Below are 25,480 nucleotides of genomic sequence, written 5' to 3' on the forward strand. Positions count from 1 at the left end.
TCAGCCCCGGCGCAGCCAGGGCAGGGGGTCAATGGCCTGGCCCCGGTAGCGGATCTCGAAGTAGAGCCCCGGCTTGTCCTGGCCACCACTTTCACCGCTCAGTGCTATGGCCTGACCGGCCTTGACCCTGTCTCCCGGGCCCAGCAGCAATGACTGGTTATGGCCGTACAGGCTGAGGTAGCCCTTGCCGTGGTCGATGACCATCACCATGCCAAAGCCGTTGAGCCAGTCGGCGTACACCACCTGACCATTGGCCACGGCGCTGACTTCCCGGCCGGCGGGGGCGCCAATCAGCAGACCCTTCCAGCTGAGCTGGCTGGTGCGGGCGGCGCCAAAGCGATGCAGCAGTGATCCTTGCAACGGCCAGGGCAGGCTGCCCTTGGCAAGTCCGCCAAAGCTCCCCTGAGTCTTGGCCACCACCGGGGTGTGGCCCGACGGCCCGGCCTGATTGCGGGCCGCGGCCAGGCGTTCCTGCTCGCGACGTTCGCGTTCACGCCGCTCCCGTTCGGCTCGCTCGGCGGCGGCCTTGATCTGCTGCTCCAGGTGGCTGGCGGCCTGCTGCAGGTTGGCCAGCCGGCGGTTGCCCTGCTCCAGTTGCGCATTGATCTTGTTGGCGGTCTGGTTGCGTTCGTGCTGGCGTTGCTGCAATGACTGCTGCTGTTGTTGCTGGCCGGCCAGCAGCTCCTTGAGCCGAGTGCGGCCCTGTTCGGCCCGGCGGCGGTTGTCGGCCAGCTGGCGGCGAATCTCGGCCAGTTGTTGCAGGGCATCGGCCCGAGCCTGGTTGAGGTGGGCGTAGTAATGCAGCAGGCGGTCAATGTCGCTGCTGTCCTGGCCGTTGAGCAGCAGTTTGAGGTAGTCGTGACGGCCGTTCTGGTAGGCGGCACGCAGCTGGGAGGCCAGCTGGTGGCGCTGTTCGTCGGCCTGTTGGTTGAGGGACTGGTGCTCCTGCTCGAGCCGGGCCAGCTCCCGCTCATTGTCTTTTAGCTTGTTTTGAGTCTGGTTCAGCTTTCGGGCCAGGGCCGAAATGGCCTTTTCGTCCTCGGCCAGCTGTTGTTGCAGCGCCTTCAGCTCTCGTTGCTGGACCTGAATGTCTTGCTGCTGACTGGCAATCTGACCCTTTACGTTCTTCAGATCCTTGCTGTCATTCGCCCATGCGCAAGCACCGGCCATCAGGCCGGTGCTCAGCAATATTGAAACAATCAGTCTTTGTGCGCCCATAGGGCTCAGATTATTTCAGAACCATCAGGGGCTTGCCAGTCATTTGCGGCGGAATATCCAGGCCCATCAGGGTCAGCATGGTGGGCGCCAGATCCGACAGCCGACCGCCTTCCACCGGGCTGGCATCGCGGCCGATGTAGATCAGCGGCACCGGCAGGTTGGTGTGGGCGGTATGGATCTCGCCGGTTTCCGGGTTGACCATCTGCTCGGCGTTGCCGTGATCGGCGGTGATCAATGCCTCGCCACCCACTTTTTCCAGCGCCGCCACTACTCGGCCAATGGAGCTGTCCACCGCCTCGCAGGCCTTGACCGCGGCCTCGAACACGCCGGTGTGGCCGACCATGTCGCCGTTGGGATAGTTGCAGATGATGACGTCGAACTGGCCGCTCTCAATGGCCTCGACCAGCTTGTCGGTCAGCTGCTGTGAATTCATCTCCGGCTGCAGATCATAGGTGGCCACCTTGGGGCTGGGAATAAGCTCTCGCTGTTCGCCGGCAAAGCATTCCTCGATGCCGCCGTTGAAGAAGAAGGTCACGTGGGCGTATTTCTCGGTTTCCGAGATGCGCAGCTGGGTCTTGTTGTGCTCGGCCAGCCACTCGCCAAGGGTGTTGACCAGGTGCTCGGGCGGGTAGGCGCAGCTGGTATGAATGTCGGCGGCATACTCGGTGAGCATCACAAAGTCGGACAGCGCCGGGCGTACGCCGCGCTCAAAACCGGTGAAGTCGTCCTCGACAAAGGCGCGGGTCAGCTCCCGGGCCCGGTCGGCGCGGAAGTTCATAAAGATGACGGCGTCGCCGTCCTGCATGGCGACCGGCTCACCCACTACGGTGGCATTGACGAACTCGTCGTTCTCGTCGCGGTCGTAGGCGGCCTGCAGGGCCTCCACGCCGGTGGCGGCGCTGTAGTCGGCCTTGCCCTGGGTCAGCAGGTCATAGGCGCTCTGCACCCGATCCCAGCGGTTGTCACGGTCCATGGCGTAGTAGCGACCCACCACGGAGGCGATGCGGCCTTTGCCCAGTTTTGTAAACAAACCGTCAAAACGTTCGAGTGAGCTCCGGGCCGAACGGGGGGCCACGTCGCGGCCGTCGAGAAAGCCGTGCAGATAGATTTGTTCGGCGCCCCGTGCGGCGGCCAGTTCCACCATGGCGGCAATGTGATCCTCATGGCTGTGAACGCCGCCCGGCGACAGCAGGCCCATGATGTGCACCGCCCGGCCCTTGTTGACGGCGCCGTCCACGGCTTGGGTCAGCGCCGGATTGGTAAAGAAATCGCCGTCCTTGATGGCCTTGCCGATGCGGGTCAGCTCCTGATAGACGATGCGGCCGGCGCCGATATTGACGTGGCCCACCTCGGAGTTGCCCATCTGGCCATCGGGCAGACCCACGTCATCTCCCGAGGTGGAAATCAGGGTGGAGGGGCGCGCCTGCATCAGCTGGTCGAGTACCGGGGTGCGGGCGGTGTGAATGGCGTTGTGTTCGGTTTTTTCGCTGTATCCCCAGCCGTCGAGAATGAGCAGTACCAGGGGCTTTTTGGTCGAGTTCATGGTGTAACCCTATGTCTTTATTTGAAGTGTAATGCGATGAAAACTGAAACTGTCCGTCATATTACTACAACTGATGAATTGGTCACCAGACGAGGGGGCGGGGGATTTGCCATTGGGTGATCCGGGCCGCGTTTGCACGGGAGTGGGCGGCTGTTATTTGCCGAGTGCCCATGTATACTCGGGCTTTTCCGTCTTTTGAATCGCAAGAAGTAACATCATGCAAGAGTATCTCGACTTTGCCGCCCGGCATCCGCTGCTGACCATGGTCTGGCTGGGCCTTGCCTCGGCGGTGGTGTACACCTTTATTATTGCCCGGCTGTCCAAAGTGAAGGTGGTGCCGGCCCAGGAAGCGGTCATGCTGATCAACAAGCAAAATGCCGCCGTGGTCGACATTCGTTCGGCGGAAGAATTCCGCAAGGGCCACATTGCCGGCGCCGTCAACGTGCCCAACGCTCAGCTCAAGGCCAACAACCTGAACCTGATCGAAAAGTACAAGGACAAGCCCCTGGTGTTGGTATGCGAAAGCGGCATGACCACCGGCGGCGCCGGTCGCCTGCTGAGCAAGGCCGGCTTTGCCCAGGTGCATACCCTGCGTGGCGGCATGACCGACTGGCGCAGCCAGAACCTGCCGGTGACCAAACGTTAATTTTTACAACCCATTGAGCAAAAGGATATTTTCATGGCCGAAGCAGCAAACGGCGCCGATGCCCAGGCGCAACAACAGGTAGAGTTTCAGATTCAGCGCATCTACCTGAAAGACATGTCCTTTGAGGCCCCGGGCACTCCCCTGGTGTTTCAAAAGGAGTGGAAGCCGGATGTAAAACTGGATCTCGACACCAAGAGTGCCCGCCTGGGTGACAACGTGTTTGAGGTGGTGCTGACCCTGACCGTGACTTGCAAGATGGGTGAGAACGAAACCGTGTATCTGTGCGAAATTCAGCAGGCCGGCGTATTCACCATCGGTAACATGGCCGAGCCCCAGCTGGCGCACTGCCTGGGCTCCTTCTGCCCCAACATTCTGTTCCCCTATGCCCGCGAAACCGTGGCCAGCCTGGTGAACAAGGGTTCCTTCCCGCAGCTGAACCTGGCGCCGGTGAACTTTGACGCCCTGTTTGCCGCCCACGTCCAGCGCGCCCAGCAGCAACAGCCGCAGGCCGACGCCTGATGAAACCGGACGCCGCCATTACCGTGCTGGGGGCCGGCTCTTACGGCACGGCCCTGGCCATCGCGCTGGCCCGCAACGGCCATCGCACCCTGCTGTGGAGCCACCGGCCCGAGCAGGTGGCGGCGTTGGCGGCGGACCGTTGCAACCAGGTATTCCTGCCTGACGCGGCCTTTCCCGACAGCCTGGCGCCCGAGGCGGATTTGCAGCGGGCGGTGCAGGCCAGTCGCGATCTGCTGATCGTGGTGCCCAGCCATGTCTTTGCCGATCTGCTGAGCAAGATAAAACCCTTTCTGCGCCCCGACAGCCGCATTGCCTGGGCTACCAAGGGTCTGGATCCGGCCAGTGGCAACCTGTTGCAACAGGTGGCAAAAGACATTCTCGGTGAGGAGCGGGCGCTGGCGGTGCTGTCGGGCCCGACCTTTGCCAGGGAGCTGGCCATGGGCCTGCCCACCGCCATCTCCGTGGCCGCGACCGAGCCGGCCTTTGGCAAGGAGCTGGCGGATCTGCTGCACTGCGGCCGTTCGTTTCGCGTGTATCTGAACGACGACATGGTGGGACTGCAGCTGGGTGGTGCGGTCAAGAACGTGATCGCCATCGGCGCCGGCCTGGCCGATGGCCTGGGCTTTGGCGCCAATGCCCGCACAGCGCTCATTACCCGTGGCCTGGCCGAATTGCAGCGCCTGGGGGTAGCCCTGGGCGCCCAGCAGGACACCTTTATGGGCATGGCCGGACTGGGTGATCTGGTGCTCACCTGCACCGACAACCAGTCCCGCAACCGCCGTTTTGGCCTGGCCTTGGGCCAGGGCAAAAGCGTAGACACCGCCATGACCGAGATCGGTCAGGTGGTGGAAGGCTACCGCAATGCCGACGAGGTGCACCGGCTGGCCGGGCGCCATGGCGTGGAAATGCCCATCTGCGAGCAGGTGTATCAGGTGCTGTATGAAGGCAAGAACGCCAAAGAAGCCGCCATTGCCCTGCTGAGCCGGGACCGCAAGGCGGAATAGCAGGCTGGAAGCGATAAGCTCGAAGTGAACACCGAATCAAAAAAGGAGCCTCTCGGCTCCTTTTTTGCGTTTGAGCAAATGCACTCAGTAGTAGGAGTGCTCGCCGCGCTCGTGCTCGGTGGCGTCGCGCACGCCGGTGAGTTCACCCGGGAACAGCTCGAGCAGTTGTTTCTCGATGCCTTCCTTCAGAGTCACGTCCACCATGGAGCAGCCGTTGCAGCCGCCACCAAACTGCAGAATGGCGAGGCCCTCTGCGGTGATCTCGGTGAGCACCACCTTGCCGCCATGGCTGGCGAGGCCCGGGTTGACCTGGGACTGGATCACATACTCTACCCGGTCGGCCAGGGGCGCGTCGTCGGGCACCTTGCTCATCTTGGCGTTGGGCGCCTTCAGGGTCAGCTGGGAGCCCATCTGATCGGTGACGAAGTCGATTTCGGCCTCTTCCAGGAAGGGCGCGCTTTGGGCATCGACGAGGGCTTCAAAGCCGTCAAACGGCAGATGGGTATCGTCGGTATCCACCGCATCGGGTGGACAGTAGGAAACACCACACTCGGCATTGGGGGTGCCCGGGTTAACCACAAAGACTCGAATATTGGTGCCTTCCGGCTGCTGGGACAGCAGCTTGCGGAAATGTCCCTGGGCGGTTTCGGAAATCGTAATCATCGCTATCCTCGTAAACCTGACTAAACAGCTCAACTTTTATCATACTCTTGTTGTCGGGCCTTGAATAGCCGTCAGTGTTCAAGAGTGCGGCACACCGCCCAGACTTCCACCCGCTCCACTCCCCGAGCCAGCAACAGCCGAGTGAGTTCGGCCATGGTGGCTCCCGTGGTGATCACATCGTCCAGCAGCGCCACGTGGCGGTAGCGGCTGGCGCCGGCGACAAAGGCGTCGGTCAGGTTGCGGCGACGCTCGGCCCGGCTCAGGTGGGTTTGCGAGGGGGTGGCCCGTATGCGCCGCAGCAGCCGGCGATCCACCTTCAGTGGCAGGGTTTGTTGCAGGCCCCGTGCAATCTCTTCCGCCTGGTTGTGCCCCCGGCGCAGGCGCCGCCACCAGTGCAGGGGCACCGGCAGCACCGCCTCGGGCCAGGGAGGCGCCAGCCGCTCGGCCAGCAACTGCCCCAGCAGACGGCCGTTGAGCAGACGGCCGTGATATTTAAGATCGTGCACCAGCCGGCTGAAGGGCGGGGCAAAGGGCGCGACAACCTGCATGCGCTGCCAGGGAGGGGGCCTTCTCTGGCAATGGCCGCAGCGGACGCCGGCCAGCGGCAGCGCACGGGTGCAACCGGGGCAGTAATGGTCCAGCACCGGTAGATCGGCGCGGCAATGCCGGCACAACAGCGGCGCCTCATGGCAGTCCTGCCGGCACAGCAGGCACTGGCCCCACCACAGCGGACCGGATTGTAAGCGGGTAAGCAAGGGCCGTATCATGGCGTGGTCGCGACGAGGAATCATGTAATGAGTGTATATACAGAACAACACGGCCGAGGCCCGCATCTGGTGCTGCTGCATGGCTGGGGCATGAATGGCGCGGTCTGGCGCGAGCTGGCCACCCGGCTTGAAGGCGACTTTTGCCTGCACATTGTGGATCTGCCGGGCTTTGGCCACAGCCCGGCGCTGGCGGCCGGCGCTACCCTGGCCGACTGGGCCGACAGCGTACTGGCGGCAGTGCCGGAGCGGGCCGCCTGGCTGGGCTGGTCCCTGGGCGGCCTGGTGGCCACTCAGGCCGCGCTGCAGGCACCAACGCGGGTCAGTGCGCTGATCACCCTGGCCAGCTCTCCGCGTTTTGTCAGCGAAGCCGGCTGGCCCGGCATCAAGCCAGAGGTGCTGAGCGGCTTTGAACAACAGCTGGCGGAGGATCATCATCAGGTGGTGAATCGCTTTCTGGCACTGCAGGCCATGGGCAGCGAACATGCCCGGGACGACATTCGCCGGCTGCGCGACAGCCTGGCGAGCAAGCCGGCGCCGGATCCTGGAGCCCTGGCCGCCGGCCTGGGACTGCTGGGTGAGGTGGATCTGCGGACCCGGCTGGCCGACCTGGGGATGCCGTTGCTGCGCCTCTACGGCCGGCTCGACGGCCTGGTGCCACGCAAGGCCGCGGCGCTCACCGATGATCTGGCCCCGGCCAGCCACAGTCATATGGAGCCCAAGGCGTCCCACGCGCCCTTTATTTCCCACCCCGATGCCACCGCCGAGCAGATCCGTCGCTTTCTGCATGGGCCGCGCTGAGCCAAGCAGAAAAGGGTGACAGGGACCATACTGGAAGGCGAACAGGTACAAGGGGGCTTTCATGGCCATTCCGGTAATTTTGCCCAACCTGCCGCCCAATCCGGCCCAGCCGGCCACCGAGGCGGCTCGCACCGACAATGTGCGCCGGCCGGCGATACCGGTGATACGGGCGGTGCAGCCCTATGTCGCCCTTCGTCAGCGAGATCGGCAACGTCAGCGCAACCGGCATGAGGAGTCCATGGAAGCCTGGCTCAGCCTGCATCAGGGAGCCGTGTGCCTGATTGGTACCAGTGCGGCCATGAGCCGCCGCCTGGACGTGATCCACCGGCGCTACCACGCAGGCGAAGCCCATACCGGCGCCGCGTTGGACATTGAGATCTGATCTCACGGGGAGGCATTCATGGCCAGTTATGATCTTACGCTCAAGCGCTCCGAGCCGGTGGCCGACGGCACCCTGGCGCTGTTCTTTGAGCGGCCCGCCGGCTTTGACTACAAGGCCGGGCAGTGTGCCCGGCTGGCGCTGGTGGATCCGCCGGAAACCGACGACGAAGGCAATGGCCGCATTTTGTCACTGGCGTCGGCTCCCGCCGAGGGAGAGCTGATGGTGGCCACCCGCCTGCGCGATACTGCCTTCAAGCGGGTACTGGGCGGGCTCAGGCCCGGCGCCGCGCTCACCCTCAAGGGCCCCTACGGTGACTTCGTGCTGCCCGCCGATGGCCAGGTGCCCGTGGTGTTTATTACCGGCGGCATTGGCATTACTCCGGTGCGCAGCATGGTGCTGCAGTCTCTGAGCGAGGGGCATAACGGCGCCATCACCCTGCTTTATGCCAACCGCAGACCCAAAGACGCCGCCTTTCTCGACGAGCTGCGGCAGGCCTGTGCCGGGCGCAGCAATTATCGGGTGGTGCCGATCATGACCCAGGATGCCGGCTGGCAGGGAGAAACAGGCCACCTGGATGTGGCCATGCTGCGTCGCCATGTTATGAATCTGACTGCGCCGCTGTATTACCTGGACGGTCCGCCCGGGCTGGTGAGTGCCATGAGATCCGTGCTGAGCGAGGCCGGTGTGGCCGAGGATCGCGTGCGTACCGAGGAATTCGCCGGATATTAGCGACGGTGTGACATCCGCGAAAATAGACCTGATTCGGCTCTGTGTGTAAAATTCGTGCTCTTTTTGTTGAACAACGAGATCACGCCATGGGCAGAGCCTATCAAAACCGCAAAGAATCCATCGCCAAGACCGCCAACGCCAAGAGCAAGGTCTACAGCAAGTACGGCCGCGAAATTTACGTGGTCGCCAAAGCGGGCGGCGCCGACCCCGATGGCAACCTGAGTTTGCGTGGCCTGATCGATCGCGCCAAAAAAGATCAGGTGCCTTCCCATGTGATTGAAAAGGCATTGCAAAAAGCCACCAGCGGTGCCGGCGAAGACTTCTCCCCGGCCCGCTACGAAGGCTTTGGCCCGGGCAACTGCATGGTCATCGTCGACTGCCTCACCGATAACCCCAACCGCACCATCGGTGACATCCGTCAGTGCTTCAACAAGGTCAAGGCCAAACTGGGCAGCTCCGGCACCGTCAGCCACATGTTTGACCACTGCGCCATTCTGGTGTTTGAGGGCGACGATGAGGAAGCGGTACTGGAAGCACTGATGATGGCCGACGTGGACGTGACCGACATCGAGCTGGAAGACGGCAAGGTGACCGTGTTCGCCCCCAATACCGAATACTTCAAGGCCAAGCAGGCCCTGAGTGAGGCCTTTGAAGGTATCGACTTCGAGGTGGACGCCATTCAGTTCGTGCCCCAGACCACGGTGGAAATCGGCGGTGACGATGTGGCCCAGATGGAGCGCTTCCTCGACATGCTCAACGATGTGGACGACGTGCAGAACGTCTATCACAACGCCGAATACTGAGTTCGCACAGTTGTTGCAGAAAAACCCTCCGCTCGGAGGGTTTTTTTATGGCCGATTGCGTGCCACTGATCACAAAATTGATAACAATATTTTTTATTTTTGTGAAATTACGAGAATGAAAGGGGTGCTTAATGTGTCCCTTTCTGAGTCAGTTATACAGCATACGGTTTTTATTTTTTCTTTTTTATCAGTGGTTTTTTTGTTTTTCGTGAGGGTGGTGCCGGAGCGGTATCATGGATCCTCAGGCCGGACGGCAGCAAAACAGGATGCACATTCGTGTTTACAGATCGTTAACGATTGTCCCATAATAAAATCGTTAACGATTAACCAGGTTTGCTGTGAACAAGGAGTCAGTATGCGGATCAAGATCATCAACCCCAACACCACCCAGTCGTTTACCGATGCGCTGCAGCGGCTGGCCGACGGCGTGGCCCGGCCCGACACCGAAGTGCTGGCGGTCAGCCCGGCCAGCGGGCCGGCTTCAATTGAAAGTTTTTACGATGAGGCGCTGGCGGTGCCCGGTGTACTGGAGGAAATCGCTCGGGGTGACCGGGAAGAAAACATCGACGCCTATGTGCTGGCCTGCTTTGGCGACCCCGGCCTGTATGCGGCCCGGGAGCTGACCGACAAGCCGGTACTGGGCATTGCCGAAGCGGCCTTTCACATGGCGAGCATGGCCGGCGCCTGCTTCAGCGTGGTGACCACGGCCCCCAGAGTGCGCTTTATGACCGAGCACCTGGTCAGCCGTTACGGCTTTGGCGAGCACTGCAAGCGTATTCGCACCACCCCCATGCGCGTGCTGGATCTGGCCACATCGCCCGAGGCTGCCATCGCCAAGGTCATTGCCGAGTGCCGGCTGGCCATGGAAGAAGACAAGGCGGAGGCCATTGTACTGGGCTGCGCCGGCATGTCGGCCCACCGGGAGTTTATCGAGCGCGAGATAGGCATTCCGGTGATCGACGGCACCGTGGCCGCGGTCAAGCTGTGCGAGGCCATGGTGGATATGAAACTGGGGACCAGCAAGGTGCTGACCTTTAACTGGCCACGCCCCGAGCTGGCCGCACCGGGCAAGGGGCTGAAAATCGCCTGAGCCCACCCGTAAACGCACGGCCAACGACGGCCGGCGCAGGATGAGGGCGGCAACGCCTTCATGTGATGGAATACCGAGGACTAGACTATGGCTATTCAGAATATCAACAGCGAAGCCGCCATTCCCATGACCACCGGCAAGGCCGAACCGGCACCCGCCGCCGGTCACGACAAAAAGGCCGGAGAGGAATCCCTGGCACCGCAAAAGCACCGCATTATGGGCCGGGTCTCCTACCTGCTGGCCTGGTTTGGCGGTTGCGTGTCGATCGGCACCTTTACCATGGGCTCCAGCATTGTCGGCACCCTCAACCTGACCCAGGCGGTGGTGGCCATCGCCATCGGCTGCTTTGTGATCGGCATTGCCCTGGCACTGAACGGCGCCGCCGGCTACAAGTACGGCATTCCCTTCATGGTGCAGGCCCGGGCCGCCTTTGGTTTTTCCGGCACTCGCTTTCCCGGCCTGGTGCGGGCGGTGCCGGCCATTGTCTGGTACGGCTTTCAGAGCTGGATAGGGGCGGGGGCGCTGAACGCAGTGTCGGCCACCCTGTTCGGCTTTGACAACCTGGTGCTGTTCTTCGTGCTGTTCCAGTTCCTGCAGATCGGCCTGTCCATCTTTGGCTTCCAGGGCATCAAGTGGCTGGAAAACGTGGGCAGCGGCTTTATTCTGCTGGCGCTGGTGTACATGTTCTGGAGCGTGATCAACCGTTATGGCGACGAGATCACCGCCAACCTGGTGAACATGGAAGGTACCTGGGGTGTGCCCTTCTGGGGCGCGACCATGCTGTTCCTCGGCATTTACAGCACCATGATGCTGAACGTGAGCGACTACTCCCGTGAGCTGAAGGAAGGCACCAAGCCGGGCCTGCTCACCCTGATCTACGCCATGTCCATTCTGCCCTGCACCCTGTTTATGGGTCTGATCGGTCTGATGGTGTCCGGCGCCACCGGTGTGTCCGACCCCATTCAGGTGTTCTCCAGCGCCGTCGACAACACGCCGCTGCTGGTGACCACCCTGCTGTTTATCGCCTTTGCCCAGGTCACCACCAACGTGCTCAACAACGTGGTGCCGCCCACCTACATCCTGATGGACGTGTTCAAGCTGAAGTTCCGCACCTCCACCATTCTGGTGGGCCTGCTGGCCTTCTGCACCTTCCCCTGGGAACTGGTGAAGGAAGAGTCGTCCGCTGGCCTGCAGCTGTTCGTGCAGACCTACTCCGCCTTTCTCGGTCCCATCTTTGCAGTGATGGTGGTGGACTACTTCATTCTGCGTCGCCGCAAGCTGGATATCGACAAGCTGTATGACGAGAATGGCCCTTACAAGGGCGTGAACTACGCCGCCGTGATCGCTGCCCTTACCGGCGCCGTGGTGGCCCTGACCTTCTCCTCGGTGTCCTGGTACGCCAGCCTGATCCCTGCCGGCCTCACCTACTTCCTGCTGATGCAGTACTGGCAGCCCTGTCAGCGTTTCCGTCAGTAACGCACCCGCCCCGTCCATCGGACGGGGCTTCACCATCACGACCCTGTCATTTCATGGAGATAGCACCTTATGCCAAAGCTAAAGTCATGGTTATCTACATTCAAACTCTCTACTTGCGGCCTGCTCAGTATTCTTGCCCTGCCCTCGGTCGTGCAGGCAGAGCAACAGGTCCAGAATGTGCATATGACCGGAGCGAAAGGAGCGGATACCATCAAAACCATTGTGCTTATCAACCCCAATTCAAACACCAAGGCCACTGAATCCATGGCTGAGCTTGCCAGGCTGGAAACCAAAGGCGTCGCCAGGCTGGTGGCAAGAAGCAACATGGATGCCCCGCCCTTGCTCACGACGCCTCAGGATATGATTGACGCGGCGCCAGGCGTGGTGGCGGTAGGGGTAGAAGCCGCCCAAGACAAGCGGGTGGCGGCGCTCATCGTATCGGCCTTCAGTGATCCGGGGCTGGAAGAACTGCGCGCGGCGGTAGACATTCCGGTGTTTGGTATCGGTGAGGAAGTGTTTCATGAGGCTGCTCGCGGCAATCGAGCATTCAGCATTGTGACCGTTACCCCGGATGAGGCGTTGATTGAGTCGTTCCGGCAAAAGGCCGAGGCCCTGGGCTATGCGCACCTGTATCGAGGCGTCAGGGTGACGTCCGGTGATCCATTGGAGCTGGTCAAATCACCAGAAAAGCTTGATGCGGCGCTGGCGGGCGCGGTGCAGGAGTCACTTGAAAAAGATGAGACAAAGGCTGTAATTATGGGGGGAGGCCCGCTTTCGGCATCCGCACTGAGGTTGCAGCCGCACTTTGATGTGCCATTGGTCGTCGCGGTCAATGCCGCTGCCCGTGCGGCCGTCGCAGCGATTCAGGGGGAATAGGCCGGCACCGTTTTGCCGGCGTCCCGCGATGCTAAGCGCGTCAGTAAGCCCCCACTCGGTCCATGTGTCGAGTGGGGCCTAGTGTATTTTAACCATCAGGATGAACGTCATGGATGACAAGCAACTCGAAATAACCCATCACGATCCACTGCTCTATAACGAGGATCTGGCCCCGATCAAGCACAGTGATCGCAGCTGGGGCTGGTTTGAGATCTTCAACGTCTGGTCCAACGACATTCAGAGCCTGTTCGGCTATACCCTGGCCGCCTCGCTGTTTCTGAGTTACGGCCTGAATGGCTGGGCGGTGATGGCGGCCATTATTCTGGCCGGGGTTATCGTTATGGTGCTGGTCAATCTGACCGGCAAACCCAGCGTTAAATACGGCATTCCCTTTCCGGTGATGATTCGCTCCAGCATGGGGGTGCGCGGCGCCAACTTTCCGGCCCTGCTGCGGGCCATTATCGGCATCTTCTGGTATGGGGTGCAGACCTACTTTGCCTCCACCGCCGTGACCCTGCTGCTTACCGCCCTGTGGGGCGCCGGCGACAGCCAGTATCTGGGGCTGTCGGGCACCGCCTGGCTGTCGTTCGTGATCGTCTGGCTGTTCCAGATCATGCTGTTCTGGCAGGGTATCGACAAGATCAAGATCTTCCTCAACTGGGCCGGCCCCCTAGTCTACGTGGTGATGCTGGCGCTGATGGCCATCGTCTGGTATCAGGCCGGTGATCAGCTGTTGCCGGCGGTGGCCACCATCTTTGATGGCGGCGGCGACTACCAGGGCAGCGACCTGGCGGCCTTTACCGCCATTGTCGGCACCATGGTGGCCTATTTTGCCGCCGTGGTGATCAACTTCGGCGACTTCACCCGCTTTGTACGCAGCGAGCGGGAGATGAAAATCGGCAACCTAGTGGGATTGCCCCTCAACGTGGCCTTTTTCTCCTTTATCGCCCTGATCATCACCGCCGGCACCCTAGTGCTGTTTGGCGAGGCGCTCACCAACCCCGCCGACATCGTGGAGCGGGTGGACTCGCTGCCCCTGACCATTATTGCGGCGCTGACCTTCTTTGCCGCCACCGTGGGCATCAACCTGGTGGCCAACTTTATTCCGCCGGCCTATGACCTGGCCAACCTGTTTCCCAGGGCGATCAGTTTTCGCATCGGCGGCCTGATCACCGCCGTGGTTGCCTTCTTTGTGGGCGCGCTCTGGGTGTCGGTGATAAGCCAGATTGGTATTCCCGGCTTCGTCAATGCGCTGGGAGCCATAGTGGCGCCCTTCTACGGCATCATCGTGGTGGATTACTACCTGGTGAAGCGACAGCAACTGAACATGCAGCAGCTGTTTTCCCGGGATCCTGAAGGGGCCTATTTTTACCAGAACGGCTGGAACAAAAAGGCGCTGACAGCCTTTGGTCTGGCGGCGCTGTTTTCCATCGCCACCGTCTGGGTGCCGGCCCTGGCCGATCTCAATGGCTACGGCTGGCTGATCGGCGCGGCGCTGGGCGGCCTGTTCTATTACTGGCTTGCTTCCCGCAGCCGGGGCTGACACGTTGTGGCGAAAAGCGGCCTCGGTGAGGTCGCTTTTTTATTGTTTTTAACAAATGTGGGCATGATTGTTGACAATGCAAAGCCATGTTAATCTTTGGTTAAGCAACGAGCACACAGGAAACGCCCATGAACAATAAAAACAATGATCTGGACAAGGTTTACCAGCGTATCTGGGAGGCCATTGTCGCCCACAAGCTGCTGCCGGGCACGCGGCTGAAGGAAGAGGAGTTATGTGAAACCTTTGGGCTCAGCCGGGGCTTTGTGCGCAAGCTGCTGCTGCAGTTATCACACGACAAGCTGGTTAATCTGGTGCCCAACAGCGGTGCCTTCGTGACCGAGCCCTCGCCGGAAGAGGCCCGGGATATTTTTCAGGCCCGCCGGCTGATCGAGGCCGAGCTGGTGCGGGAACTGGCCAGCAAGTGCACCCTGCGGGAGAAAAAGCTGCTGCAGGAACACCTGGAGAAGGAACATCAGGCGGCCGAGCAGGGGGAGCAGAGCCTGCGCATTCGGCTGTCTGGGGAGTTTCACCTGCTGATCGGCAAGCTGGCCAACAAGCCGGTACTGACGTCTTTCCTGCACGAGATCATTCCCCGTTCCTCGCTGATTGTGGCGCTGTACCAGAGCGGCGCGCGCAAGGGACATCATCATGGCATCAGGCCGTCTTGCGGTGATCACAACGAGCTGCTGGAAGCCATTGCCGGCCACCATACCGAGCGGGCGGTGCAGCTGATGATTGACCACCTCAACGACATTGAGGCTCAGTTGCAACTGGAGCCGCAGACCGAGGAAGACGTCAACCTCAAGCATATCTTCGCCGACCTCTGAGGCGGACTGCGGCTCGGTGTTATTGCCGGCAGGTGTCGTTGCAGGCGCTGATCAGCCGTTCCGCCAGCAGCTTGCTGTGGGCCGAGAGCTGGTCCTGGGCGTGCAGGGTGAGCTCCAGATCCGGTACGTCCGGCAGGCCGTCGTCCTCGGAGAGGATGCGGTGGTTGGCGGTCACCAGTCGTCGCGGCAGCAGCGAGATGCCAAAGCCGGCTTCCACCGCGCAACATACTCCTGACAGGCTGGTGCTGACATAAGCCAGCCGCCAGCTGCGGCCCAGGCGATCAAAGGTGTGGGCCATTTCCCCCCGATACAGGCCACCGATGGGAAAGGTCACCAGCGGCACCGGCTGGCTGGCGAGGTTGTCACTGTCCAGGCCGTCTATCCAGCATAGCGGCTCGGGCCAGCTGGCCAGGCCCGGCACGCTGCCCGGCCGCTGCTTGACCAGAGCCAAATCCAGCTCGCCGCGCTGAAACTGCCGCCAGATATCGCTGCACAGGCCGCTTTTTACCTCCAGCCGAATGCCGGGATACTGATCGGCAAAGGCGGAGAGGGCGGGCATGATGGCGTGGGTGGCAAAGTCTTCCGGCACCCCCAGGCGAATTTTCTGCTGCTCTATGCTCAGGCTGGTCTGGGCCACGGCTTCGTGCATCAGCTGCAGAATGCGCCGGGCATAGTTGAGCACCCGTTCGCCTTCCAGGGTGGCGGTAATATAGCGGCCCTTGCGGTTAAGCAGCTCGCAGCCGAGCTGGGATTCCAGCTTGCGCACCTGCTGGCTGACGGTGGACTGGGTGAGGTGGGTGCTGTCGGCGGCGCGGGTAAAGCTGCCGGTGTCGACCACGGCGACAAAGCTGCGCAGCAACACCGGATCCAGGGTGGTCAGTTGGGTCATTCCGTCTTCCAGTGGGAAAGTCACTGGGTGCCAGTGTATTATTTAATTTATAAATTATCCAGGTATGCTCTACAATCCATGTGTTCAGCATTTAAGCGGTATGGCCCATGAGTTGCCGTGCTGCCTTCGTTGGCAATGACCAACCATTTCAAGCATAAAAGGACGAAGTAATGGCCCGTAATACCTATTATGCCCCCAAGGGCGGTCTGCCCCCGCAGACTCAACTGATCCACGATCGTGCCGTATTCACCGAAGCCTACGCCGTTATTCCGAAAGGCGTAATGAGCGACATCGTGACCAGCTTCCTGCCGTTCTGGGATGAAACCCGCCTGTGGGTTATCGCCCGTCCGATGAGCGGCTTCTCCGAGACCTTCTCTCACTACATCATGGAAGTATCTCCCCAGGGTGGCAGCGAGAAGCCTGAGCTGGATGCCGGTGCCGAAGGCGTTATCTTCATCGTTGAAGGTGAAATGACCCTGACCCTGGAAGGCAAAGAGTATCACATGGATCTGGGTGGCTACGCCTACCTGCCGCCGGGTGCCAAGTGGACCGTGAAGAACAACAGCGACGCCCCCGTGCGTTTCCACTGGCTGCGCAAGGCCTACGAATATGTAGACGGCATCGACGTGCCGGAGGCTTTCGTGACCAACGAGAACGACATTGCGCCGACCTCCATGCCGGACACCAATGACGTGTGGGCCACCACCCGTTTCACCGATCCGACCGATCTGCGCCACGACATGCACGTGAACATCGTGACCTTCCAGTCTGGCGGTGTGATTCCGTTCGACGAAACTCACGTTATGGAGCACGGCCTGTACGTGCTGGAAGGCAAGGCGGTTTACCACCTGAACCGGGACTGGGTTGAAGTGGAAGCCGGTGACTACATGTGGCTGCGCGCCTTCTGCCCGCAGTCCTGCTACGCGGCCGGCCCGACCCGCTTCCGCTACCTGCTGTACAAGGACGTGAACCGCCACATGGTGCTGAACTCGTCCCCTGCTTACCGCGGCAACCGCAAGTAAGCAGTCTCTGCCAGACAAGGGGCGGCCATGGGCCGCCCTTTTTTGTTTCTGTTCATTCGCGGGCTGACCTAAGATAACCGGCAAAACCATTCTGGAACGTTCCAAGGTGCACAAGGCCAACCTTAACCTGTTACCCACCCTCAAGGCATTGCTGGATACCCGCAATCTCAGTCGAGCGGCCGAGCTGCTGCACCTGAGCCAGCCTTCCATCAGCAAGCAACTGACGCAATTACGTCGAGAGTTCAACGACGAGTTGCTGGTCCGCGAGGGGCAGCGCTGGCTGCTGACGCCCAGGGCCGAAGCATTGGCGCAGGAGCTGGCCGACTCGCTGGGAGCCCTGGAGCGGCTCTATGCCACCCCCGACTTCGAGCCCGCCCGCTGCCAACGGGTATTTCGGCTGGCATCGTCCGACTATGTGGCCCAATACATACTGCCGCATATCTGTGCCGAGCTGATGCGTCAGGCGCCGCTGGCTGCCTTGGAGTATGTGTCGTGGGACAAGAGCCAGTTGCCGAACCTGTGGCATTCAGGGCTGGATATGGTGTCGACCATTACCGACGAAGTGCCCGAGCTTGTTCGTGGCCTGTATCAGGGGGAAGACAGCCTGGTGGTGCTGATGGGGCAAAGGCACCCCCTGGCGGGCCGGGCCATCAGCCTGTCGGAATACCTGGACTGGCCGCACCTGCAGGTGAGCGGTGGCGGTGACAAGGACAGCCCGGTGGAGCAGGTACTGGCTCCTCAAGGGCTAAGCCGGCGCTGGTTTGCCCGGGTTCCCTTTTTTCAGGCGGCCGTCGAGGTGCTGTGTCGCACCGACTGCCTGATGACCACGCCGGCGCACATCGCCTGGCACTTGTCGCAGCAGCATGAACTGACTTATGGCTCCCTACCGTTTGCCACCCGGCCTCAGCAATACCATCTGATGTGGCATCAACGGCATCATCAGGATCCGGCCCATCGTTGGTTTCGAGAGCTGGCCTACCCCTTTTTACGGGATCACCTGCGGCGCACCGTTCGCGAGAGTCGTGTCAGTCTATAGCCATAGGCTATGGCTTGTATTCATAACTTTCATTTTTTGAATGGTGTTGGCGGCATTAAGCTGAGTGTCATTCAAAGGCAGGTATATACAGGAACGATACGATGGAATTTTCCAGCTGGCTGGCCCTGGCGGCCATCTGCATCATGGGGGCCATCAGCCCCGGCCCCAGCCTGGCGGTGGTGATCCGCAACACGGTGCGCGGTGGTCAGGGGCACGGCGTGCTCACCGCCCTGGGGCACGGCCTGGGCGTGGGGCTCTATGCGCTGATCACCGCGTTGGGGCTGGCGCTGTTGATCACCCGCAATCCGCTGTTGTTTGACGTGATTCGCTACGGCGGTGCCGCCTTTCTCGCCTGGCTAGGCATCAAGGCCTTGCTGGCGAAGCCGCAACCGGGGACGGTAAATGAAGGCGGCCATTCGGTGCGCGGCCGTCAGGGCGCCTTTGAGGGCTTTATGGTGGCCTTTCTCAACCCCCAGCTGGCGATTTTCTTCGTGGCCCTGTTCAGCCAGTTCGTCCGCGCCGACACCGGCTGGCAGCAGGGTGGCATCATGATGCTCACCGCCGGCGGCATTGATGCGCTCTGGTATGTGCTGGTGGCCTTGTTGCTGTCCCGCGGGCCGGTGCTGGCCTGGCTGAAGGCCAAAGCGGCGCTGATCGACAAGATCAGTGGGTTGGTGCTGCTGGCGCTGGCCTGCAAGGTGGTGTTGTAAGCCGAGCTCGAAACGTGCGTCATGGTTGTGCGCTGGATCAAAGTTTGGTAGCCTTTCGCGGTCAAAAAATCGGCCTGTTAACCCGGTCACGGTTTTAATCACACTTGCAACCAATGGAAGCCAGCAGTTGAGTCCCATGTTGTATCTGCCCACCGCCGAACAATGGCACGACCTGATGTCGCTGTCACGGATCGGTATGGACGGAGTTGGGGTGCTCGGTGCCATCATGGTGCTGGAAGTGCTGGGCAACTGGTTGCTGAGCTGGACCGGACTGTCGGCCGATATTTTTGAATACCAGGCGCAACTGGCGGATCTGTTCCCCATTGATGCCCTGAAATCCCTGCTCTGCACCAGCCTGCTGGTGTTTGCACCGCTGCTGCTGCAGTGGCTGCTGATGTTGCTGCATCTGCTGCTGCAACACCTTAACTGGCCGAGAACACACCATTCCAGGCCGGCTCTCTCCACATCTCCAAAGCCTCGCCGTGCCCTGCTGAGGGCGCACAGCTGCCGGGCTCCACCGATGTTTTCATTCGGGTTCTGATCCTTTTTCAAACGCTGTTGTAGGGCGCCGTTACCGCGTCTGCCGGTAGCCGTCTGCCAGCCGTGCTTGTCAAGGCGGTCGATCCCGCCACTGCGTATCGCTCGATACCCATAACTGTCTTGCCGTGCTGTGCGGCAAGCTGGCACCTTTAGGGATAGGGGAAGGTTTCCTTTGTTTATTCGAAAGTTAGTTAACCTGCTATTGGCAGGGGCGGCGTTCTTTGCGCTGTCCGGCTGCGAAGGCGGCGTGCTGGATCCCAAGGGTCAGGTCGGCGCCGATGAGAAGTATCTGATCATCGTCGCCACCTGCCTGATGCTGCTGGTGGTGATTCCGGTGATCGTGATGACGCTGTTCTTCGCCTGGAAATACCGTGAAGGCCGCGACGAGATCTATGCCCCCAAGTGGGCCCACTCCACCAAAATCGAAACCGTGGTGTGGGTGGTTCCCATCATCATCATCGTGGTGCTGGGCATCATCACCTGGCGCTCCACGCACGCGCTGGACCCGTACAAGAAGCTTCAGCACGACAAGGACCACCTGGTGGTGCAGGTGGTGTCACTGAACTGGAAGTGGCTGTTCATCTATCCGGAGCAGGGCATTGCCACCGTCAACGAGCTGGCGTTTCCCACCGATGTGCCGGTGGAGTTTCGCATTACTTCCGACACCACCATGAACTCCTTCTTCATTCCCCAGCTGGGTAGCCAGATCTACTCCATGGCGGGCATGGAGACCCAGCTGCACCTGATTGCCAACGAGCCCGGCCGTTACGACGGCATCTCCGCCAACTACAGCGGTGAAGGCTTTACTGGCATGAAGTTTGACGCCATCGCCACCCCCGACGAGGCCGGCTTTGAGGCCTGGGTCGACAAGGTGAAGGCCGCCGGCAACACCCTCGACCTGAGCGTGTACCAGCAGCTGGCCGAGCCCAGTGAAAACCATCCGGTGGAATACTTTGGCGATGTCAGCCAAGGCCTGTTCCATGACGTTGTGATGAAGTTCATGCAGGATCATCACCCCATCGCGGGCGATGAACATTCGCATCATCTGTCCGCCAGCATGATGATGGAGGCTGAGAAATAATATGTCGTTATTAGGTAAACTCACACTCGACGCCGTGCCCTACCATGAGCCCATTATCATGGTAACCCTGAGCGTTGTGGCCATCGCCGCCGTGGTGATCGCCTTTCTGGTTACCCGCTACAACAAGTGGGGCGTGCTCTGGCGCGACTGGATCACCTCGGTGGACCACAAGCGGCTGGGCATCATGTATATCATCCTGGCCTTTGTCATGCTGATCCGCGGCTTTGCCGACGCCATCATGATGCGGGCGCAACTGGCGCTGTCCACCAACGGGGCCGACGGCTATCTGCCGCCCGAGCACTACGACCAGATTTTCACCGCCCACGGTGTCATCATGATCATCTTTATGGCCATGCCATTCATGATCGGCCTGATGAACATTGTGCTGCCGCTGCAGATCGGTGCCCGCGATGTGGCCTTTCCTTTTCTCAACAACCTCAGCTTCTGGCTGGCGGTGTCCGGCGCCGTGCTGGTGAACATCTCCCTCGGTCTGGGTGAATTCGCCAAGACCGGCTGGGTGGCCTATCCGCCGCTGTCGGAGCTGGATTTCAGTCCGGGCGTGGGGGTCGACTACTACATCTGGGCGTTGCAGATTTCCGGTATCGGTACCCTGCTGACCGGGGTGAACTTCCTGGTGACCGTGTTCAGAATGCGTACGCCGGGCATGAAGCTGATGCAGATGCCGATCTTCACCTGGACCTGTACCTGGGCCAACATTCTGATCGTGGCGTCCTTCCCGATCCTGACCGCGGTGCTGGGCATGCTGACCCTGGACCGTTACCTGGACTTCCACTTCTTTACCAACGACGCCGGCGGCAACGCCATGATGTACATCAACCTGTTCTGGGCCTGGGGTCATCCCGAGGTGTACATTCTGATCCTGCCGGCCTTTGGCATTTTCTCCGAAGTGATCTCCACCTTTACCGGCAAGCGCCTGTTTGGCTACAACTCCATGGTCTGGGCCAGTGGCGCCATCTCGGTACTGGGCTTTATCGTGTGGCTGCACCACTTCTTCACCATGGGCTCCAGTGCCAACGTCAACGCCTTCTTTGGCGTGATGACCATGATCATTGCCGTGCCCACCGGGGTGAAGCTGTTCAACTGGCTGTTCACCATGTATCGCGGCCGCCTGCGCATGACGGTACCGGTGCTGTGGACCCTGGGTTTTATGACCACCTTTACCATTGGTGGCATGACCGGTGTATTGCTGGCGGTGCCCGGCGCCGACTTTGTGCTGCACAACAGCCTGTTCCTGATCGCCCATTTCCACAACACCATCATTGGTGGCGCCGTGTTCGGTTACCTGGCGGGCTTTGCCTTCTGGTTCCCGAAGGCCATGGGCTTTCACCTCGACGAGAAGCTGGGCCGAGTGTCGTTCTGGTGCTGGCAGATCGGCTTCTACGTGGCCTTTATGCCGCTGTATGTGCTGGGTTTCCTGGGCATGACCCGTCGCCTCAACAGCACCGACAACCCGGCCTGGAACTTCTGGCTGTATCTGGCCGCGGTGGGTGCCGTGTTTATTCTGGCTGGCATCGTGGTGCAGTTCTACCAGCTCTATAAAGCCTTCCGTGACCGCGAAGCGAACAAGGATCTGACCGGTGACCCCTGGAACGGCCATACCCTGGAATGGTCCACCGCGTCACCGCCCCAGTTCTACAACTTCGCCAAACTGCCGCGCGTGCGTGATATCGACGCCTTTACCGACATGAAGGAACAGGGTGACGCCTACCAGGCGGGCAACTACCAGCCCATTCACATGCCAAAGAACACCGCCTGCGGCGTGCTGATTGGCGCGGCCGCGACCGCCGCCGGCTTTGGTGCCATCTGGCATATCTGGTGGATGGTGATCGCCGGTCTGGTGGCCAGCTTTGTGATCTTCCTGTGCCGGGCCTATGACACCGACACCGACTATTACGTGCAGCCCGACGAGGTCGAGCGCATCGAGCAGGAACACCTGCGCAACGTGATGATGAAGGAGGCCTGATGGAAGCCGTATCCGTTGATCTCAAACAGGTGCAGGCGCACCACCACGAAGAGCACCACGACACCGGGGGCAATACCCTGTTCGGGTTCTGGCTCTACCTGATGACCGACTGCCTGCTGTTCGCTTCGGTATTCGCCACCTATGCGGTGCTCTATATGAACACCGCCGGCGGCCCGGGCGGCCGCGAGCTGTTCGATTTGAAATTTGTGGCGGTGGAAACCGCGGTGCTGCTGGTCTCCAGCATCACCTATGGCTTTGCCATGCTGGCCGGCCACAACCACAAGCGGGGCTCGACCCTGCTGTGGCTGCTGGTGACCTTTGCGTTGGGGGCCACCTTTATCGGTATGGAACTCTATGAGTTTCATCACCTGATCGAGTCTGGTAACGGCCCCAGCCGCAGTGCCTTTCTCACTTCCTTCTTCACCCTGGTGGGCATGCACGGTCTGCACGTGACCGCCGGCCTGGTGTGGATGTTGGTGCTGATGATTGAGCTGGTGAAGCGGGGCACCGGCCCGCGCACCCTGACCCGTCTGGGCTGCCTGAGCATGTTCTGGCACTTCCTCGACGTGGTCTGGATCTGTGTATTTACCGTGGTGTATCTGATGGGGGCAATGGCATGAGTCACAACCATGACGCCGTGGATCACGGCAGTGTGAAGTCCTATCTCACCGGCTTTGTGCTGTCGGTGATCCTGACCGCCATTCCGTTCTGGGCGGTGATGACCGGCGAGCTCAGCCCGGGGGCCACCCTGGCCACCGTGGTGGGCCTGGCCATTGTACAGATTGTGGTGCACCTGAAGTATTTCCTGCACCTGAGCTTCAAGCCCGGCAGCCGGGAAAACACGGTGGCGTTCCTGTTCTCCGCCCTCATTATCGTGATGGTGGTGGGCCTGTCGGTGTGGATCATCCTCAGCGCCAACGAAATGATGATGTACTGAGGCGGCTTCCGGCCCGGAGTGACCCGGGCCGGTGCACTCCTCTGATGTTATGCACAAACACAGGTAAACCGGGTTTCATCCCAAGGGGCATTCTATGATTCGGCCTTATCTCAAGGTCACCAAGCCGGGCATTATCATGGGCAACCTGATCTCGGTGGCCGGCGGCTTTTTCATGGCCGCCCGCGGCGACATCGACTGGTCGCTGATGTGGGCCACCGTTTTCGGGTTGTCACTGGTGGTGGCGTCCGGCTGTGCCGTGAACAACTGCATTGACCGCGATATCGACGCGCGCATGCGCCGCACTCGAAACCGGGTCACGGTGACCGGCGAGCTGTCGGCACGCACCGCGCTGATCTATGGTCTGGTGCTGGGCGTGGCGGGCTTTGGCCTGCTGGGCTGGTTTACCAACGCAGTGGCCACCGGCTTTGCCGCCTTTGGTTATGTGGTGTATGTGGGCTTTTACAGCCTGTGGCTGAAGCGGGCCTCGGTCTACGGCACCCTGGTGGGCAGCCTGTCCGGCGCGGTGCCACCTGTGGTGGGTTACTGTGCGGTGAGCGGGCAGTTTGACGCCGGTGCCGCCATTTTGCTGCTGATGTTCAGTTTGTGGCAGATGCCCCATTCCTACGCCATTGCCATTTTCCGTTACGAGGATTATGCGGCGGCCAATATTCCGGTGCTGCCGGTGGCGGAAGGGGTGGCCAAGGCCAAGCGGCAGATCGTGCTCTATATTGCCCTGTTCTGTGTGGTGACCGCCCTGCTGCCGCTGAGTGGTTATACCGGCCTCACCTTTATGACGGTGGCCTGCGCCACCAGTCTGTGGTGGCTGGTAATGGCCTTTAACGGCTATCGCCGGGGCGCCGAGGAGCTGGGCTGGGCCCGTCGTGTGTTTGTGCTGTCCATTGTTACCATCACCGCCATCAGCATTACCATGGCGTTTGACTTTCGCACCGCGCCCGAGGCGTGGCTGGCGATGTCGTTGTAAATCGTTTTCCGTTTCTCTCCCATTTGACCGAAACGGCAGCCGCCGTTTCGGTCCTTTTTTCCTGTTTTCTTCTTGCTGCATTCCGTTCTGCCGGCGCTCAGGTCATGGAATGGAGCCCAATCATGTTGCCTTCACTGTCGCTGATCAGCGCAATAAAACCGTAAGGGCCAATGGCGAACTTGTCCCGAATCAGGCCGCCACCAAGACTGGCGGCGCGGCCGGCGGGTTCGGCGCAATCGTCGCAGTGCAGATACACCAGGGTGCCGCCGGGACCCGGACCGACACCGTCCATTTTCACCAGGGCACCGCAGGCGCCCTGGCCCTGCTCTTCACCGGGGAACAGCCACATTTCCGGCCAGTCGCCTTCCGTCTGCTCCATCGGCTCCAGCGTGATTTTGAGCAGTTTTTCATAAAAGGTACGGGCGCGGGCCAGGTCGGCCACATAGATTTCAAACCAGACAACGGGGTTCATGATGTTCTCCTTGAAGCGTGCGGAGAGATCAGTATAGGAGCTCGCCGGTGCTGGCCTACACTTTGGCGATGATGTTCCGTTGCAAAGGCGAGATCCCATGCTGAGGCCCCGTGTTACCCCCAGCCGGTTGCTGCATCAACACCAGCCGCTGGCCGGCAAGGAGATAGGGGTGCTGTGCTGGAACACCCAGAAGCTGACCCAGGATGTGCGCTTTCACCACAGCCTGGCAGAGTTGACCGGGTTGTATCCTACCAGCCTGCTGTTGCTGCAGGAGGCCCGGCTGGCACCGAGGGGCGAAGCCTGGCTGGACGGCTGGTCTTGGGCGGTGGCCCCCAATATGCAGACCCGCACTCAGCTGTTTGGCGTGCTGACCGCCGGACGCTGCGCCTTTGATGACATAGTGCCGCTGCTGAGCCGCAGCCGGGAGCTGCGTTTTGCCACCCATAAAAGCCTGATGCTGACCCGCCATCCGCTGCCTGAGGACGGCACCCTGCTGGTGGCCAATATGCACGCCATCAACTTTGTGCACGCCAGCCTGTTTATCAGCGAAATGGAGTTGCTGCGAACCGAACTGTTGCGCCACCAGGGTCCGCTGATCGTGGCCGGCGACTTCAACGCCTGGAGCCGGCAGCGGCGGCTGTATCTGCGTCAATTCTGCCGGGCCGTGGGCCTGCGCCAGGCGGTGATGGAAAACCCCCACCATGTGAAGAGCTATCTGCGCCAGCCCCTGGACTTTATCTTCTATCGGGATCTGCAGCTGCGCTCGGCCACCGCCATCAATATGCCCGGCGTGTCGGACCATAATCCCATTCATGCGAATTTTCTGCTGTGAGCGAAAATGCGCCGGTTTAGCCGATAAATCCTTTAAGGGCGGGTTTTGGTTGGTTTTTTCACGGTAAATACAAGGTTAAAAAGGTTATCGTTCGAAGCCGGTTCGGCCCAG

28 protein-coding genes are annotated in these 25,480 nt (G+C 60.8%); 22 read left to right on the top strand and 6 right to left on the bottom strand.

All coding sequences use genetic code 11. The annotated features are described in order from the left end of the window. Together envC and gpmM are read right to left on the bottom strand one after the other, a co-directional pair. Complete coding sequence (gene envC, locus OJHNALOF_RS01960; RefSeq protein WP_165661000.1) at window positions 1-1,218, bottom strand: murein hydrolase activator EnvC; 1,218 nt, start codon at window positions 1,216-1,218, stop codon at window positions 1-3. A gap of 10 nt (window positions 1,219-1,228) precedes the next feature. After that, window positions 1,229-2,761 carry a 2,3-bisphosphoglycerate-independent phosphoglycerate mutase gene (gene gpmM, locus OJHNALOF_RS01965; RefSeq protein WP_165661001.1) on the bottom strand — a complete coding sequence of 511 codons (1,533 nt, stop codon included), beginning with the start codon at window positions 2,759-2,761 and terminating at the stop codon, window positions 1,229-1,231. Window positions 2,762-2,978: 217 nt separating this feature from the next. Between gpmM and OJHNALOF_RS01970 the strand changes: the two genes are divergently transcribed. The 3 genes from OJHNALOF_RS01970 to gpsA are packed head-to-tail and all read left to right on the top strand — an operon-like array spanning window position 2,979 to window position 4,930. Beyond that, window positions 2,979-3,407 (top strand): rhodanese-like domain-containing protein, encoded by a 429-nt coding sequence (locus tag OJHNALOF_RS01970; RefSeq protein ID WP_165661002.1) that lies wholly within the window; start codon window positions 2,979-2,981, stop codon window positions 3,405-3,407. A 33-nt stretch (window positions 3,408-3,440) separates the two neighbouring features. Beyond that, the gene (gene secB / locus OJHNALOF_RS01975) at window positions 3,441-3,926 is read left to right on the top strand and encodes a protein-export chaperone SecB (RefSeq protein ID WP_094201192.1); all 486 of its coding nucleotides are present in this window, start codon (window positions 3,441-3,443) and stop codon (window positions 3,924-3,926) included. Continuing rightward, the gene (gene gpsA, locus OJHNALOF_RS01980) at window positions 3,926-4,930 is read left to right on the top strand and encodes an NAD(P)H-dependent glycerol-3-phosphate dehydrogenase (protein WP_165661003.1); all 1,005 of its coding nucleotides are present in this window, start codon (window positions 3,926-3,928) and stop codon (window positions 4,928-4,930) included. The genes secB and gpsA overlap by 1 nt, the downstream gene beginning before the upstream one ends. A gap of 84 nt (window positions 4,931-5,014) precedes the next feature. On the opposite strand, the gene nfuA is transcribed toward gpsA, so the two are convergent. After that, on the bottom strand, window positions 5,015-5,593 hold the full coding sequence (nfuA, locus tag OJHNALOF_RS01985; RefSeq protein WP_094201190.1) for a Fe-S biogenesis protein NfuA: 579 nt from the start codon (window positions 5,591-5,593) through the stop codon (window positions 5,015-5,017). Window positions 5,594-5,664: 71 nt separating this feature from the next. Then, window positions 5,665-6,360: a ComF family protein gene (locus OJHNALOF_RS01990; RefSeq protein ID WP_165661004.1), complete on the bottom strand. Its 696-nt coding sequence runs from the start codon at window positions 6,358-6,360 to the stop codon at window positions 5,665-5,667. A gap of 27 nt (window positions 6,361-6,387) precedes the next feature. Between OJHNALOF_RS01990 and bioH the strand changes: the two genes are divergently transcribed. The 9 genes from bioH to OJHNALOF_RS02035 all read left to right on the top strand — a co-directional run bounded on the left by bioH (window position 6,388) and on the right by OJHNALOF_RS02035 (window position 14,884). Next, a complete protein-coding gene (gene bioH / locus OJHNALOF_RS01995; RefSeq protein ID WP_094201188.1) occupies window positions 6,388-7,158 on the top strand; it encodes a pimeloyl-ACP methyl ester esterase BioH in 771 nt (256 codons plus the stop codon). A gap of 61 nt (window positions 7,159-7,219) precedes the next feature. Continuing rightward, the gene (locus OJHNALOF_RS02000; RefSeq protein ID WP_094201187.1) at window positions 7,220-7,540 is read left to right on the top strand and encodes a hypothetical protein; all 321 of its coding nucleotides are present in this window, start codon (window positions 7,220-7,222) and stop codon (window positions 7,538-7,540) included. An 18-nt stretch (window positions 7,541-7,558) separates the two neighbouring features. Beyond that, window positions 7,559-8,269: a ferredoxin--NADP reductase gene (locus tag OJHNALOF_RS02005; protein ID WP_094201186.1), complete on the top strand. Its 711-nt coding sequence runs from the start codon at window positions 7,559-7,561 to the stop codon at window positions 8,267-8,269. 86 nt (window positions 8,270-8,355) lie between these two features. Beyond that, window positions 8,356-9,072 carry a YebC/PmpR family DNA-binding transcriptional regulator gene (locus tag OJHNALOF_RS02010; protein ID WP_094201185.1) on the top strand — a complete coding sequence of 239 codons (717 nt, stop codon included), beginning with the start codon at window positions 8,356-8,358 and terminating at the stop codon, window positions 9,070-9,072. Window positions 9,073-9,427: 355 nt separating this feature from the next. Next, window positions 9,428-10,162, top strand: a complete 735-nt coding sequence (locus OJHNALOF_RS02015) for an aspartate/glutamate racemase family protein (RefSeq protein WP_094201184.1) — start codon at window positions 9,428-9,430, stop codon at window positions 10,160-10,162. A gap of 87 nt (window positions 10,163-10,249) precedes the next feature. After that, complete coding sequence (locus OJHNALOF_RS02020; protein ID WP_094201183.1) at window positions 10,250-11,638, top strand: NCS1 family transporter; 1,389 nt, start codon at window positions 10,250-10,252, stop codon at window positions 11,636-11,638. A gap of 69 nt (window positions 11,639-11,707) precedes the next feature. Continuing rightward, window positions 11,708-12,514 carry an aspartate/glutamate racemase family protein gene (locus OJHNALOF_RS02025; RefSeq protein ID WP_240919618.1) on the top strand — a complete coding sequence of 269 codons (807 nt, stop codon included), beginning with the start codon at window positions 11,708-11,710 and terminating at the stop codon, window positions 12,512-12,514. A 109-nt stretch (window positions 12,515-12,623) separates the two neighbouring features. Continuing rightward, entirely contained in the window at window positions 12,624-14,057 is a 1,434-nt protein-coding gene (locus OJHNALOF_RS02030) for an NCS1 family nucleobase:cation symporter-1 (protein ID WP_165661005.1), read from the top strand. A 128-nt stretch (window positions 14,058-14,185) separates the two neighbouring features. Next, complete coding sequence (locus OJHNALOF_RS02035) at window positions 14,186-14,884, top strand: GntR family transcriptional regulator (RefSeq protein WP_094201181.1); 699 nt, start codon at window positions 14,186-14,188, stop codon at window positions 14,882-14,884. Between the two features lie 19 nt (window positions 14,885-14,903). Here OJHNALOF_RS02035 and OJHNALOF_RS02040 read toward each other — a convergent pair whose 3' ends face one another. Beyond that, window positions 14,904-15,773: a LysR substrate-binding domain-containing protein gene (locus tag OJHNALOF_RS02040; RefSeq protein ID WP_094201180.1), complete on the bottom strand. Its 870-nt coding sequence runs from the start codon at window positions 15,771-15,773 to the stop codon at window positions 14,904-14,906. A gap of 170 nt (window positions 15,774-15,943) precedes the next feature. Here OJHNALOF_RS02040 and OJHNALOF_RS02045 point away from each other — a divergent pair, with 170 nt between their 5' ends. The 9 genes from OJHNALOF_RS02045 to cyoE all read left to right on the top strand — a co-directional run bounded on the left by OJHNALOF_RS02045 (window position 15,944) and on the right by cyoE (window position 24,065). Further along, window positions 15,944-16,795, top strand: a complete 852-nt coding sequence (locus tag OJHNALOF_RS02045; protein WP_165661006.1) for a bifunctional allantoicase/(S)-ureidoglycine aminohydrolase — start codon at window positions 15,944-15,946, stop codon at window positions 16,793-16,795. 106 nt (window positions 16,796-16,901) lie between these two features. Then, window positions 16,902-17,831 carry a LysR family transcriptional regulator gene (locus OJHNALOF_RS02050; protein WP_094201300.1) on the top strand — a complete coding sequence of 310 codons (930 nt, stop codon included), beginning with the start codon at window positions 16,902-16,904 and terminating at the stop codon, window positions 17,829-17,831. A gap of 101 nt (window positions 17,832-17,932) precedes the next feature. Beyond that, window positions 17,933-18,541: a LysE family translocator gene (locus OJHNALOF_RS02055; protein ID WP_094201178.1), complete on the top strand. Its 609-nt coding sequence runs from the start codon at window positions 17,933-17,935 to the stop codon at window positions 18,539-18,541. A 136-nt stretch (window positions 18,542-18,677) separates the two neighbouring features. Continuing rightward, complete coding sequence (locus OJHNALOF_RS02060; protein WP_240919625.1) at window positions 18,678-19,082, top strand: hypothetical protein; 405 nt, start codon at window positions 18,678-18,680, stop codon at window positions 19,080-19,082. A gap of 171 nt (window positions 19,083-19,253) precedes the next feature. Next, the gene (gene cyoA, locus OJHNALOF_RS02065) at window positions 19,254-20,162 is read left to right on the top strand and encodes a ubiquinol oxidase subunit II (RefSeq protein ID WP_165661007.1); all 909 of its coding nucleotides are present in this window, start codon (window positions 19,254-19,256) and stop codon (window positions 20,160-20,162) included. Window position 20,163: 1 nt separating this feature from the next. Further along, on the top strand, window positions 20,164-22,146 hold the full coding sequence (gene cyoB / locus OJHNALOF_RS02070) for a cytochrome o ubiquinol oxidase subunit I (RefSeq protein ID WP_094201176.1): 1,983 nt from the start codon (window positions 20,164-20,166) through the stop codon (window positions 22,144-22,146). Continuing rightward, entirely contained in the window at window positions 22,146-22,766 is a 621-nt protein-coding gene (gene cyoC / locus OJHNALOF_RS02075; RefSeq protein WP_094201175.1) for a cytochrome o ubiquinol oxidase subunit III, read from the top strand. The genes cyoB and cyoC overlap by 1 nt, the downstream gene beginning before the upstream one ends. After that, complete coding sequence (cyoD, locus tag OJHNALOF_RS02080; protein WP_094201174.1) at window positions 22,763-23,083, top strand: cytochrome o ubiquinol oxidase subunit IV; 321 nt, start codon at window positions 22,763-22,765, stop codon at window positions 23,081-23,083. The genes cyoC and cyoD overlap by 4 nt, the downstream gene beginning before the upstream one ends. A 94-nt stretch (window positions 23,084-23,177) precedes the next feature. After that, entirely contained in the window at window positions 23,178-24,065 is an 888-nt protein-coding gene (gene cyoE, locus OJHNALOF_RS02085; RefSeq protein ID WP_165661008.1) for a heme o synthase, read from the top strand. Between the two features lie 97 nt (window positions 24,066-24,162). Here the strand turns inward: cyoE and OJHNALOF_RS02090 are convergent, their stop codons facing one another. Next, a complete protein-coding gene (locus tag OJHNALOF_RS02090; RefSeq protein WP_165661009.1) occupies window positions 24,163-24,537 on the bottom strand; it encodes a VOC family protein in 375 nt (124 codons plus the stop codon). A 97-nt stretch (window positions 24,538-24,634) separates the two neighbouring features. On the opposite strand from OJHNALOF_RS02090, the gene OJHNALOF_RS02095 reads away from it, so the two are divergent. Continuing rightward, window positions 24,635-25,369, top strand: coding sequence for an endonuclease/exonuclease/phosphatase family protein (locus OJHNALOF_RS02095; RefSeq protein ID WP_165661010.1), 735 nt, complete (start codon window positions 24,635-24,637; stop codon window positions 25,367-25,369). The last annotated feature ends 111 nt before the right edge of the window (window positions 25,370-25,480 follow it).

This window comes from Oceanimonas sp. MB9, assembly GCF_011319775.1.
Lineage (GTDB): Bacteria > Pseudomonadota > Gammaproteobacteria > Enterobacterales > Aeromonadaceae > Oceanimonas > Oceanimonas doudoroffii.